The sequence below is a fragment of the Actinomadura sp. NPDC048021 genome, from assembly GCF_040653135.1.
GTDB classification, from domain to species: Bacteria; Actinomycetota; Actinomycetes; order Streptosporangiales; family Streptosporangiaceae; genus Spirillospora; species Spirillospora verrucosospora.
In genome coordinates, this window is sequence record NZ_JBEZJQ010000001.1 from 620624 (window position 1) to 633653 (window position 13030).

Consider the following 13030-nt stretch of genomic DNA (forward strand, 5'->3'; position numbering starts at 1 on the left):
GAGGGTATTGGTCCGCGTTCGGGGGGATTGATTGGCTCTGTCCCATGGACCAACCGCGCCCTAGCGTTCGGTCCATGAACACCTCCCACAGGCGCGGCATGGCGGGGGCCGGGGCCGCGATGTCCCTCGTCGGCACGCTGACGGCCGTCTCGGCGACCATCTCCGGCTATCCCGTCTTCGGCGGCCAGGCGGTCCGGTACGCCGCGGCCGCGCTGGTCCTGCTCGCCGTGGCGCGCCTCGCCGGAGGGCCCGCCCGCCGCCCCTCCGCCCGCGACTGGCTGCTGCTGACGGCCCTGGCGGGGACCGGACTGGTGGCGTTCAACGTCTGCATCGTGCTGGCCACCCGGGACACCAGCCCGGCCACCGTCGGCACGGTGATCGCGACGGTCCCGATCGTGCTGGCGGTGGTCGGGCCGCTGCTGGACGGCCGCCGCCCCGCCCCGGCGATCATCGCGGCGGCCTGCGTGGTGGCGGCGGGGGCCGCGCTCGCGAACGGCTTCGGGGGCGGTGGCGTCCGCGGGCTGCTGCTCTCGCTCGGCGCCCTCGGCGGCGAGGTGGGCTTCTCGCTGCTGGCCGTGCCGCTGCTGCCGCGCCTCGGACCGCTGCGGGTCTCCGCCTACTCCGCCGCGCTGGCCGTCCCGATGCTGCTGGCGGCCGGCCTGGTCGCGGACGGGACGGCGCTGCTGCGCGTCCCGACGGCCGGCGAGCTGGCCGGCTTCGCCTACCTGTCGATCGTCGTCACCACGATCGCGTTCCTGCTCTGGTACGACGCGATCGGGCGGCTCGGGGCCGACCGCGCCGGGCTGTGCGCGGGCCTGATCCCGATCAGCGCGGTGGTCACGACCGTCGCGCTCGGCCTCGACCGGCCGGGACCGGCCGATCTGGCGGGCGCCGTCCTGGTCGCCGCGGGCGTCGTGGTGGGCCTGCGCGCCCGGGTCGCCCCCCGTGGGCCCGCGCCCGCCGAGCCCGTAACCTGTGAGGCGGCCCCCATCGGAATCGCGCGAGGATCTGCCTGAGATGCCTGACTTCTCCTACACCGACCTGCTTCCGCTCGGCCCGGACGAGACCGACTACCGGCTCCTGACCTCCGACGGGGTCTCGACGTTCGAAGCGAACGGGCGGACGTTCCTGCAGGTCGAGCCGGAGGCCCTGCGGCTGCTCACCGAGACGGCCATGCGCGACATCGCCCACCTGCTGCGTCCGGCGCACCTGGCGCAGCTCCGCCGGATCCTGGACGACCCCGAGGCGTCCCCCAACGACCGGTTCGTCGCGCTGGACCTGCTGAAGAACGCGGGCATCGCGTCCGGGGGCGTCCTGCCGATGTGCCAGGACACCGGCACCGCGATCGTCATGGGCAAGCGCGGCCAGCACGTCCTGACGGACGGCGACGACGAGAGGCACATCTCGCGCGGGGTGTACGACGCCTACACGAAGCTGAACCTGCGCTACTCGCAGATGGCGCCCGTGACGATGTGGGACGAGAAGAACACCGGCTCCAACCTGCCCGCGCAGATCGAGCTGTACGCGACGCCCGGCGACGCCTACAAGTTCCTGTTCATGGCCAAGGGCGGCGGCAGCGCCAACAAGTCGTTCCTCTTCCAGGAGACCAAGGCCGTCCTGAACCCCAAGCGGATGATGTCCTTCCTGGAGGAGAAGATCCGCTCGCTCGGCACGGCCGCGTGCCCGCCGTACCACCTGGCGATCGTCGTGGGCGGCACGTCCGCCGAGTACGCGCTGAAGACCGCCAAGTACGCCTCGGCCCACTACCTGGACGCGATGCCCACCGAGGGCTCGCCGCTCGGGCACGGGTTCCGCGACCTGGAGCTGGAGCTCCAGGTGTTCGAGCTGACGCAGAAGCTCGGGATCGGGGCGCAGTTCGGCGGCAAGTACTTCTGCCACGACGTGCGGGTGATCCGGCTGCCGCGGCACGGCGCGTCCTGCCCGGTCGCGATCGCCGTCTCGTGCAGCGCCGACCGGCAGGCCCTCGCCAAGATCACCGCGGAGGGCGTGTTCCTGGAGCGGCTGGAGACCGACCCCGCCCAGTACCTGCCCGACACCACCGGCGAGCACCTGGACGACGACGTCGTCGCCATCGATCTCAACCGCCCGATGGCGGAGATCCGCGCCGAGCTGACCCGGTACCCGGTCCGGACGCGGCTGTCGCTGACCGGCCCGCTCGTCGTGGCGCGCGACATCGCGCACGCCAAGATCAAGGAGCGGCTGGACGCGGGCGAGCCGATGCCGCAGTACCTGCGCGACCACGCCGTCTACTACGCGGGCCCGGCCAAGACGCCCGAGGGCTACGCGTCGGGCTCGTTCGGCCCGACCACGGCCGGCCGGATGGACTCCTACGTCGAGCAGTTCCAGGCCGCGGGCGGCTCGCTGGTCATGCTGGCCAAGGGCAACCGGTCCAAGCAGGTCACCGACGCCTGCAAGGAGCACGGCGGCTTCTACCTCGGCTCGATCGGCGGCCCGGCGGCGCGGCTCGCGCAGGACTGCATCAAGAAGGTCGAGGTCCTGGAGTACCCGGAGCTCGGCATGGAGGCCGTCTGGAAGATCGAGGTCGAGGACTTCCCGGCCTTCATCGTGGTGGACGACAAGGGCGAGGACTTCTTCGCCGACACCACCGGACCCGTCCTCAGCATCGGCAGGCGCTGACCTCCGGCGGCGGCCGGCGGCCCCCGCCCGGGGCCGCCGGGAGGCGGTCCCCCGCGGTTTCTTGTCGCAAGGTCACAGTATTGGGCCAAAATTCGCGTTGGTGATGAAGTCTCCCCGATGACCGGCTGGCCACTCCGGTATCTTTTCCGCCATGTCACAGTCAGAGCGCCTCGTGCTAGCGACGCGCTACCGGCTGGTCTCGGAGATAGGTCAGGGCGCCAACGGCACGGTGTGGAGGGGGCACGACGAGCTCCTCGACCGCGCTGTCGCGATCAAGGAACTGCGGATCCCCGACAACCTCGCCGAGGACGACCGGGTGCTCTTCTACCGCCGTACCCTCCGGGAGGCGCGCGCGCCCGCGCAGCTGCGCACGCACTCCATCGTCGAGGTCTACGACGTGGTCATCGAGCAGGGCCGTCCCTGGATCGTGATGGAGATGATCGAGGCGCCCAGCCTCGAACAGCTCATCGAGCGCTCGGGCCCGCTGCCGCCCGAGCGCGTCGGGCACATCGGCCGCGCCCTGCTGGACGCCCTCAACACCGCGCACAAGGCCGGGATCGTGCACCGCGACCTGAAGCCGAGCAACGTGCTCCTGGACGGCGACCGCGTCGTCCTCACCGACTTCGGGCTCGCGTTCTCCTCGGGTTCGGCGAGCCTCACCGCGACGGGCCACTTCATGGGGTCGCCCGCGTACGTGGCGCCCGAGGTCGCCGCCGGGGAGAAGGCGACCCCGCGGTCCGACCTGTGGTCGCTCGGCGCGACGCTGTACGCGGCGCTGGAGGGCCGCCCGCCGTTCGAGCGCGAGAACGTCATGGCGACGCTGTCGGCGCTGGCCAACGAGTCGACCCCCGCCCCGCAGAACGCCGGCGCGCTCGCGCCCGTCATCACCGGGCTGCTGGAGAAGAACCCCACCCGGCGGCTCAGCCACGCCCGCGCGGTCGACCGGCTCGAACGGGCCATGGCGGGCCCGCGCTCGGGGCGCCGCGCGCCGACCCCCCGCTACCGGCTGATGGTCGTGATCGGGCTCATCGGCGCGACCGTCGCCTCCTGCGGCATCGGCGCCACCGCCCTCATCGTCGGCATGATGCGGGAGAGCCCCGGCCCCTCCCCCACCGCCGGCGCGTCCACCCCGGCGAGCACGACCCAGGCCGCCGCGCCGCCCGGCGCCGCGACCAGCACGCTCGTCGTCCGGGCCCGCACCGACTCCTGCAAGATCTTCGTGTCGGTCCCGGGGGCCGCGATGACGGTGCTCAGCGACGAGACGCTGCGCATGGGCGAGGCGCGCCGGTACGACCAGCCGCGCATCAACGCGGTCGTCTACGACGCGTCCGCGTGCGACGTCTGGGTGAACGGGCGGCAGAAGCCGGCGGGCAGGCCGGGCGAGCGGCAGAACTACACGCTGAACAAGGAGTGATCCGCGCCTCACGCGGGAATGCGTGACCCACTGACGGGGCTGCCCCTTTCAGGCGGCGGCCGACGGCGGCGGCCGCCGAAGTCGAGCGGGGAGGCGTTCCATGGGCGAGCAGGAGTTCCGGGTCGAGCACGACTCGATGGGCGAGGTCCGGGTTCCGGCCGCGGCCAAGTGGCGGGCCCAGACGCAGCGCGCGGTGGAGAACTTCCCGATCTCCGGACGGACGCTGGAGGCCGCGCACATCGCCGCGCTCGGCCAGATCAAGGCCGCCGCGGCGGTCGTCAACGCCGAGCTGGGCGTCCTCGACGAGGACCTCGCCGGCGCCATCGCCGAGGCCGCCCGCGAGGTCGCCGCCGGGCGGTGGGACGACCAGTTCCCGATCGACGTGTTCCAGACCGGCTCGGGGACGTCGTCCAACATGAACGCCAACGAGGTCGTGGCGACGCTGGCGCAGGAGCGGCTCGGCCGCCCCGTCCATCCCAACGACCACGTGAACGCCTCCCAGTCGTCCAACGACGTGTTCCCCTCGTCCATCCACGTCGCGGCCACCGGGGCCGTCGTGAACGAGCTGATCCCCGCGCTGCGGCATCTGGAGGCCGCGCTCGCCCGCAAGGCCGAGGAGTTCGCGACCGTCGTCAAGTCCGGCCGCACCCACCTGATGGACGCGACGCCGGTGACGCTCGGGCAGGAGTTCGGGGGGTACGCCGCGCAGGCCGGGCACGGCGTGGAGCGGCTGGAGGCCGTGCTGCCGCGGCTGGCGGAGCTCCCGCTCGGCGGGACGGCCGTCGGCACCGGCATCAACACCCCCGAGGGCTTCGCCGCCCGCACCGTCGCCGAGCTCGCCCGGGCCACCGGACTGCCGCTCACCGAGGCCCGCGACCACTTCGAGGCGCAGGGCGCGCGCGACGGCCTGGTGGAGGCCAGCGGCGCGCTGCGCACGATCGCGGTGAGCCTCACCAAGATCGCCAACGATCTGCGCTGGATGGGGTCGGGGCCGCGCGCCGGGCTCGCCGAGATCCGGCTGCCCGACCTGCAGCCGGGCTCGTCGATCATGCCGGGGAAGGTGAACCCGGTGATCCCCGAGGCGGTGGCGCAGGTCGCCGCGCAGGTCATCGGCAACGACGCGGCGGTGGCGTTCGGCGGCGCGTCCGGCAGCTTCGAGCTGAACGTGATGCTGCCGATGCTGGCCCGCAACGTGCTGGAGTCGATCACCCTGCTGGCGAACGCGTCCCGGCTGCTGGCCGACCGCTGCGTGGACGGCGTCGAGGCCGACGAGGAGCGGATGCGCGAGTACGCCGAGTCCTCACCGTCGATCGTGACGCCGCTGAACCGCTACCTCGGGTACGAGGAGGCCGCGAAGGTCGCCAAGCAGGCGCTCCGGGAGCGCCGGACGATCCGCGAGGTCGTGCTGGAGCGCGGCCACGTCGAGGCGGGCAGACTGACCGTCGAGCAGCTGGACGAGGCGCTCGACGTGCTGCGGATGACCGGCGCGGCCCGCCGCTGAGGCGGGCGGCGCCCGCCCCGGACGCCCCGCGCGTCCCAGGCGCCGCGCAGGGCGGCCGGGACGCGCCGGGGCGGATCAGTACCAGCCGACGGACTGCGAGTGCGACCACGCGCCGCACGGCGTGCCGTAGCGGTTCTTGATGTAGCCGAGCCCCCACTTGATCTGGGTGGTGGGGTTGTTCCGCCAGTCGGGTCCCGCGCTGGCCATCTTGTCGCCGGGAAGGGCCTGCGGAACTCCGTACGCGCCCGAGGAGGGGTTGGACGCGTGGACGTTCCAGTGGCTCTCCTTGTTCCACAGGTTGACCAGGCAGCCGAACTGGCCGCTGCCGGTGAAGCCGTAGCTCGGCATCAGCCGCTTGGCGATCGCCTGCGCCTCGCCTGCGGGGACCGGGTCGCCCGTCGGGCCGCCGCCGCTGCCGCCGGTCTTCTTCGGCTCCGGCGTCTTGGTCGGGATCGGCTTGCCCTTGGGGAGCAGGGACGGGCCCTTCTTGCCCCCGTCCTGGCGCGTCGCGCGGGAGGCCCGCTCCAGCGCCAGCTTCTTGCGCTGCTGCTCCAGCACCTTCGGATCGATCTTCGGCACGGCGGCGTCGGCGAGCTGCCGGGTGGGCTCGACGGTCTGGGGGCCCTCGTCGCCGGAGCCGCCGGTCAGCGCGAACGCGGCGACCGCACCGCCGCCGAGCAGGACGGCGGCGCCCGCGGCGACCACCGCGATCCGCACGCCGTTGCGCCCGCCGGAGGCCTCCTTGCGCCCGGCGGGACCGCCCTTGCGGGCGCCGGATCCGCCCTTGCGACCGGCCCGGCGGGGTCCGCCCGGCCCGGAGGAGATCTCGTCGGCGGGGCCGCCGGCGGAGACGCCGGTGCGCGGCGGCTCCTGGAGGGGCTGGAGTCCGAGCGTGTCCCCCGCGGGGACGCCCGCACGGGGCCCGGTGCCGGCGACGCGCACGTCGTCCTCGTGCGGCGCCTCGGGCCCCTCGGGGGAGGGGCCGGGCGGCTGCGCCGGGCCGGAGCTCTGTCGATCGTCTCGCCTAGGGGACCCGGAACGGTCTCCGAACAAGGCGGTCCTTCCGACGGTCGCACGCGCATGGACACGCGCACGAACTGTTTTCCACCCCGGTCCGGGACTGCCGCCGGTTGCTCCGGCGGCCTCGGACCCGGGACGGCGCCCCGCCCGCAGCGCGCGTCGATAGGGGGGCGCGCTCCGGGCCGGCACCGCTCTGGGGGTGCTTACGGGGAGACACAATGCCCCAGGCCGAGGGCTGCTTCGCAACCAAAACGAGACGAATGCGGCCGACAGGACGATTGTCAACCCCGCCCGGCAAGTACCGAAAACACGGACGGACCTGCGGTTCTCCCCTCACATCGGAGAGAGTGTGACCTTCACCACATTCCTACCGTGCGGGGTTTAATGATCACCCTCCGTAGGAATGTCCACGGCGTTCTGAGACGCGAGGACCCCGGCGGCCGTCACCGGTCCGCCGGGGTCCTCTCTCGTCCGGGTCAGACCCCGACGTCGCCGAGCATGTCGGTCACGAGCGCCGCGATCGGCGAGCGCTCCGACCTGGTCAGCGTCACGTGCGCGAACAGCGGGTGGCCCTTCAGGCGCTCCACCACGGCCGCGACGCCGTCGTGCCTGCCGACGCGCAGGTTGTCGCGCTGCGCCACGTCGTGGGTCAGCACCACCCGCGACCCCGCGCCGATCCGCGACAGGACGGTGAGCAGCACGCCGCGCTCCAGCGACTGCGCCTCGTCCACGATCACGAACGCGTCGTGCAGCGACCGGCCCCGGATGTGGGTGAGCGGCAGGACCTCCAACATGTCACGGTCCACCACCTCGTCCACGACCTCCGGCGTCGTCACCGCCGAGAGGGTGTCGTAGACCGCCTGCGCCCACGGCGACATCTTCTCGCCCTCCGAGCCCGGCAGGTATCCGAGCTCCTGGCCGCCGACCGCGTACAGGGGGCGGAACACCACGACCTTGCGGTGCCGCCGCCGCTCCAGCACGGCCTCCAGCCCCGCGCAGAGGGCGAGCGCCGACTTGCCGGTGCCGGCCCGCCCGCCGAGCGAGACGATGCCGACGTCCTCGTCCATCAGCAGGTCCAGCGCGATCCGCTGCTCGGCGGACCGGCCGCGCAGCCCGAACACCTCGCGGTCGCCGCGCACCAGCCGCACCGACTTGTCCGGCTGGACGCGGCCGAGGGCCGATCCGCGCTCGGACAGCAGCCGCAGCCCCGTGTGGCAGGGCAGGTCCCGCGCCTCCTCCAGATCGGCGCTCCCCGACTCGTACAGCTCCTCGACGGCCCCGGCGGTGACCTCCAGCTCGCGCATCCCGGTCCAGCCGGACTCCACGACGGCCAGCTCCGCGCGGTACTCCTCGGCGGCGAGCCCCACCGCGGACGCCTTCACGCGCATCGGCAGGTCCTTGGAGACCAGCACGACGTCGCGTCCCTCACGGGCCAGCCAGGCGGCCACCGACAGGATCCGGGTGTCGTTGTCGCCGAGCCGGAACCCGTCCGGCAGGACGCTCGGGTCGGCGTGGTTCAGCTCGACGCGGAGCGTTCCGCCCTGGTCGCCGAGCGCCCCCTCGACCGAGACGGGCTCGTCCAGCCGGCCGTGCCGCAGGCGCAGGTCGTCCAGCGTGCGCAGCGCCTGCCGGGCGAAGTAGCCGAGCTCGGGGTGGTGCCGCTTGGCCTCCAGTTCGGAGATGACGACGATGGGGAGTACGACCTCGTGCTCGGCGAACCGCGTCATCGCTCCCGGATCGGCGAGCAGCACGCTGGTGTCGAGGACGTACGTGCGCCGGTCCGGTTCCCTGCCGGGAGCGGCGCCCCCGCGGTCTCCAGAGGTCTCCGGAACAGAGGTCCCGGACGGGATCCCGGCGGACGTGCCGGGACGGCGCGCGGAGGTTGTGGCCACTCGATCTCCCTGGATATGGGGGAACTGCCGGTGGCGCGCAGGTCCGCCCGCGCAGGGGCGGTGGTCCTCAGTGGACGGTCAGGTACCGTAGCGCCGGTGCCGCGCGGCATAGGAGCGGATGGCCCGCAGGAAGTCCACCTTGCGGAAGTCCGGCCAATGGACCTCGCAGAAGTAGAACTCCGAGTGGGCGCTCTGCCAGAGCATGAAACCGGAGAGACGCTGCTCCCCCGAGGTGCGGATGACCAGGTCCGGATCCGGCTGGCCGCGCGTGTAGAGATGCTCCGCGATGTGCTCCACGTCGAGGACCTCGGCGAGTTCCTCGATGCTGGTGCCACGACTCGCCTGCTCGATGAGCAGAGAGCGCACCGCATCAGCGATCTCACGCCTACCTCCATACCCAACCGCGACGTTCACAATCAGGCCGGGTGCGCTCGATGTGGCCTCTCCCGCATCTTTCAGGACGCGGGCCGTCTTATCGGGCAGCAGGTCGAGGGCGCCGACGGGCTTGACGTGCCAGCCGTCGGCGGCGAGCTTGCGGACGGTGTTCTCGATGATCGCCAGCAGCGGTTCGAGCTGGTCGGCGGGCCGGTTGAGGTTGTCGGTCGACAGCAGCCACAGCGTGACGTGCTCGACCCCCGCCTCGGCGCTCCACTGGAGCAGCTCGGAGATCTTCTGGGCGCCGCGCTGGTGCCCGGAGTTGACGTCGGCCAGCCCCATCGACCTGGCCCAACGCCGGTTGCCGTCGAGGATCACGCCGACGTGCCGGGGGGTGACGTCGGTGGGCAGATCGGCCTCGACGCGCCGCTCGTACATCCGGTAGACGGCGTCGCGGACGGCCGCGTACGGGCCGCTGCGGCGGAGGGCCGAGACCAGCCGCCCTCCCTCGGAGGGGCGCCGGCGCACGCCGTCCCTTCGCGCGCCGCGCGTCCTCCTGGTGCGCGGCTCTCCCGTACGCCGAACCCGCATATGGGCTTCCCTTCGAGCGACCGACCCTGGCGGAAAGTCGCTCAATTATGGCCCGACGGCGACACTTCTCCCACCGTCCCCGTGAGGCCAGGCTAACGCGCGGGAGGCGTCAGGCGGGGCGGATGGCCTGCTCTGGCCCGGTCCGCCTCGGCGAGCAGGTCGGAGAGAAAACGCGCCAGTTCGGCCGACGTGAGGACGGCGCGCACGCCGCGGCCGCCCGCGCCCCACGCCTCGATCACGGCGCGCCGCGCGACCCGCCACCGTCCCGCCGCGGACTGCTGGCGGCCGACCCACATCGATGACGTGCGCAGGGAGCACCGCAGCTCGCCGGTGCTGATCACGTCACCGCGGTCGCGGTAGCGGAACGCGAACAGCTCGGGCTCGCGGGCGGTGTCGCCGGGGACGGGGTCGGGGAAGCGGTCGTCGGGGTCGGGCCAGCGCGCCGCCTGCGGGGACCCGTCGGCCCGTGCGGCGGCGACCCGGGCGGCGAGCCCGGCCAGGAAGTAGCCGCACCGCTCCCCCACCGCCCCGAACGAGTCGCCGTCCCGCCACAGTTCGAGCGTGACCTCGAACGGGGTGCCGCCGCGGTCGAGCGAGGCGATCGGGACCACCGCGAGCGCGGACCCGTCCAGGCAGCGCAGCCCCAGCATCCCGTGCACCTCCCGCCCCCGTCCGGCCCGCTACCCAGGCACAGTAGAGGAGGTCGGCACCATGATCACACCTAGTGATCATTCGGATCGGGTAATGGCCGGCCCGGCCCCGCCCGCCCTCGCGGTCAGGCCTGCGGGCCCGCGGCGCGGGCGCGCTCGACGTGCTGCAGGGCGCTGCGCAGCTCCGACAGCCACTCGTCGGTGTTCTTGCCGACGAGCCGGACGCACCAGGCGAGCGCGTCGCTGCGGCTGCGGGCGACCCCGGCGTCCACGAGCGTGTCGAGGACGCGGCGCTCGGGCTGCCGCAGCCGCGTCATCACCGGCACCGACAGGGTGGTGAACATCTCCCGCTCGCCGTCGCACTCCACGCCCCAGGAGACCTTGCGGCCGAAGCGCTGCTCGGCCTCCCGGGCGATGGCGATCCGCCGGTCGCGGGTGTCGTCGCGGAAGCGCTGGACGTGCCCGGCGACGACGCCCGCGCGCTCGGCGCCGGCCGCCTCGGCCGCCGCGGCGGGGAGGGGCAGCGTGCCGACGACCGCGACCTCCTCGCGGTCGACGACGACCTCGGGCGCGCCCTCGAACCACTCCTCGGGGAGCCGTCCGGTGAACCAGCCGCGGAGCTGCTCCACCGCTTCACTCGTATTCATGTAATCAAAATTACATCCCCCCTCGGGAGATGCGCCAGCCTCCGCACCGATTGACAACCACCACCATTTGATAGTTACTTTCATTTTAGAATGACAGTCAATCGGAGGTGGCGGTCATGACCGTGGGGCACACGCGGCGCTGGCTCGGGCTGGGCGCCCTGGCGCTGAGCATGCTGGCGCTCGGGTTCGACATGACGATCCTCAACGTCGCGCTGACCACGCTGTCGGAGGAGCTGCACGCGGGCACCAGCGCGCTGCAGTGGATCGTGGACTCCTACCTGCTGGTGTTCGGCGCGCTGCTGCTCCCGGCCGGGCTGCTCGGCGACCGGTTCGGCCGCAAGTGGCTGCTGGTGGCCGGCCTCGCCGTCTTCGGCGCCGCCTCGCTCGCCGGGGCGTTCGCGGACGGCTCCGGCGGCGTCGTCGCGGCCCGGGCGTTCATGGGACTCGGCGCGGCGATCGTGACGCCGCTGTCCATGTCGATGCTGCCCGCGATCTTCCCGCCGGAGGAGCGCACCCGCGCCGTCGCGGTCTGGTCGTCGGCGATGGCGCTCGGGCTGCCGCTCGGCCCGCTGCTCGGCGGCTGGCTCCTGGAGAACTTCTGGTGGGGGTCGGTCTTCCTCGTCAACGTGCCGCTCGTGCTCGTCGGCGGCGTCGCGGTGGCGCTGCTGCTGCCCGAGACGCGGGACCCGTCCGCGCCGCGGATCGACGGCGCCGGCTCACTGCTGTCGGCGGCCGGCGTCGTCGCGCTCGTGTACGGGGTCATCGAGGCCCCGGTGCGGGGCTGGGGCGACGCGGTGGTGCTGGCGTCGTTCGCGGTCGCGGCCGTCCTGCTGGCCGGGTTCGTCCTGTGGGAGCGGCGCGCCGCCGCGCCCATGATGGACATGGCGCTGTTCCGCGACCCCCGCTTCACCTGGGCGGTGGTCGCCGCCGTCGCCGCGAACCTGATGATGGCGGGGGCGCTGTTCGTCCTCCCGCAGTACCTGGAGGCCGTCCAGGGCAACGACGTGTTCGGCACGGGGCTGCGGCTGACGCCGATGCTGCTCGGCCTGCTCGCCGGCGGGATCGTCACCGACCGGGTCGCGCACCGCGCCGGGCACAAGCCGATCCTCGTCACCGGACTGCTCGTGCTCGCGGCCGGCTTCGGGTGGGGCGCGCTCACCGGGCCGGGCGACGCCTACTCCGCGACCGTCCCGTGGCTGCTCGTCCTCGGCCTCGGCTGCGGCCTGACCCTCGTCCCGGCGATGGACGCGGTCCTCACCGCCCTGCCCGCCGCACGGGCCGGACGGGGCTCCGGCCTCGTCCAGACGCTGCGCCAGACGGCCGGGACGCTCGGCGTCGCGGGCCTCGGCAGCCTGCTGTCGGCGCTCTACCGGGACCGCGTGGCCACCGGCGGGCTGCCGCCCGAGGCGGCGGGCGCGGCGCGCGACTCCATCGGCGGCGCCGTCGCCGTCGCCGGACGGCTGGGCGACGCCGGCCTGCTCGCCTCGGCCCGCGGCGCCTACGTCCACGGCATGGACGCGGTGTTCGCCGCGTGCGCCGCCGCCGCGGTCGCGGCCGCCCTGCTCCTGTTCTTCTTCCAGCCCGGCCGGGCCCGGGCGGATGCGGCCCCCTCCGCCGATGCACGAGAATCGGGGCATGAGCACGCCGTCCCGTGAGCACGCCGTCGACCGGCTGGAGGACCGGCTCTCCCGGATGCCGCTGCGGGAGCGCAAGAAGCTGCGGACCCGCCGGGCGATCCAGGACCACGCCCTCCGCCTGTTCGGCGAGCGGGGCTACGACGAGACGACCGTGGAGCAGATCGCGGCGGCGGCCGAGATCTCGCCGAGCACGTTCTTCCGCTACTTCCCCACCAAGGAGGACGTGGTCGTAACCGACGAGTACGACCCGATCATGGCGGAGGTCATGCGGGGCCAGCCGGCCGGGCTGTCCCCCATCGAGGCGCTGCGCGCCACGCTCCGCGAGATGCTCCCCGTGATGTACGAGACCGACCTGGACGTGGTCAACGCCCGGCTGCGGCTCACCGCCCAGGTCCCGGCGCTGCGCGCCCGCACGTTCGAGGCGCTGCGCGAGGGCACGTTCGCCATGCTGACCGACGTCGTCGGCCACCGGACCGGGCGGCGCCCCGACGACCCGGACGTGCAGACGTTCTCCTGGGCCGTCCTCGGCGTGCTCCAGGCGGCCATGTACCAGTGGATGGAAGGGCGCGCGACGACCGAGGAGCTTCCCGGGCTCGTCGACCGCAACCTGGAGTTCCTGGCCCGCGGCTGCCCGCTGTGACCGGC

Annotated in this window: 11 protein-coding genes; 6 read left to right on the top strand and 5 right to left on the bottom strand. The window is 73.3% G+C overall.

The genetic code is table 11. The features are described from left to right. Positions 1-74 precede the first annotated feature (74 nt). From AB0C87_RS02925 to AB0C87_RS02940, 4 genes are all read left to right on the top strand, one after another. A complete protein-coding gene (locus AB0C87_RS02925; protein WP_345176971.1) occupies positions 75-1016 on the top strand; it encodes a DMT family transporter in 942 nt (313 codons plus the stop codon). Between the two features lies 1 nt (position 1017). Further along, the gene (locus tag AB0C87_RS02930) at positions 1018-2658 is read left to right on the top strand and encodes a fumarate hydratase (protein WP_360576223.1); all 1641 of its coding nucleotides are present in this window, start codon (positions 1018-1020) and stop codon (positions 2656-2658) included. 151 nt (positions 2659-2809) lie between these two features. After that, on the top strand, positions 2810-4072 hold the full coding sequence (locus AB0C87_RS02935) for a serine/threonine-protein kinase (protein WP_345176965.1): 1263 nt from the start codon (positions 2810-2812) through the stop codon (positions 4070-4072). 100 nt (positions 4073-4172) lie between these two features. Then, positions 4173-5573 carry a class II fumarate hydratase gene (locus AB0C87_RS02940; protein WP_345176963.1) on the top strand — a complete coding sequence of 467 codons (1401 nt, stop codon included), beginning with the start codon at positions 4173-4175 and terminating at the stop codon, positions 5571-5573. Between the two features lie 75 nt (positions 5574-5648). On the opposite strand, the gene AB0C87_RS02945 is transcribed toward AB0C87_RS02940, so the two are convergent. The 5 genes from AB0C87_RS02945 to AB0C87_RS02965 all read right to left on the bottom strand — a co-directional run bounded on the left by AB0C87_RS02945 (position 5649) and on the right by AB0C87_RS02965 (position 10748). Next, positions 5649-6515, bottom strand: coding sequence for a lytic transglycosylase domain-containing protein (locus AB0C87_RS02945; protein WP_345176960.1), 867 nt, complete (start codon positions 6513-6515; stop codon positions 5649-5651). A 554-nt stretch (positions 6516-7069) separates the two neighbouring features. After that, positions 7070-8485, bottom strand: a complete 1416-nt coding sequence (locus tag AB0C87_RS02950; protein ID WP_345176958.1) for a PhoH family protein — start codon at positions 8483-8485, stop codon at positions 7070-7072. Between the two features lie 78 nt (positions 8486-8563). Beyond that, the gene (locus tag AB0C87_RS02955) at positions 8564-9388 is read right to left on the bottom strand and encodes an isoprenyl transferase (RefSeq protein WP_345176956.1); all 825 of its coding nucleotides are present in this window, start codon (positions 9386-9388) and stop codon (positions 8564-8566) included. A gap of 155 nt (positions 9389-9543) precedes the next feature. Next, positions 9544-10101 carry a hypothetical protein gene (locus AB0C87_RS02960; protein WP_345176954.1) on the bottom strand — a complete coding sequence of 186 codons (558 nt, stop codon included), beginning with the start codon at positions 10099-10101 and terminating at the stop codon, positions 9544-9546. A gap of 125 nt (positions 10102-10226) precedes the next feature. Then, positions 10227-10748, bottom strand: coding sequence for a hypothetical protein (locus AB0C87_RS02965; protein WP_353834465.1), 522 nt, complete (start codon positions 10746-10748; stop codon positions 10227-10229). A gap of 116 nt (positions 10749-10864) precedes the next feature. Between AB0C87_RS02965 and AB0C87_RS02970 the strand changes: the two genes are divergently transcribed. Beyond that, positions 10865-12403 (top strand): DHA2 family efflux MFS transporter permease subunit, encoded by a 1539-nt coding sequence (locus tag AB0C87_RS02970; RefSeq protein ID WP_345176950.1) that lies wholly within the window; start codon positions 10865-10867, stop codon positions 12401-12403. Beyond that, the gene (locus AB0C87_RS02975; protein ID WP_345176949.1) at positions 12384-13025 is read left to right on the top strand and encodes a TetR family transcriptional regulator; all 642 of its coding nucleotides are present in this window, start codon (positions 12384-12386) and stop codon (positions 13023-13025) included. The genes AB0C87_RS02970 and AB0C87_RS02975 overlap by 20 nt, the downstream gene beginning before the upstream one ends. The last annotated feature ends 5 nt before the right edge of the window (positions 13026-13030 follow it).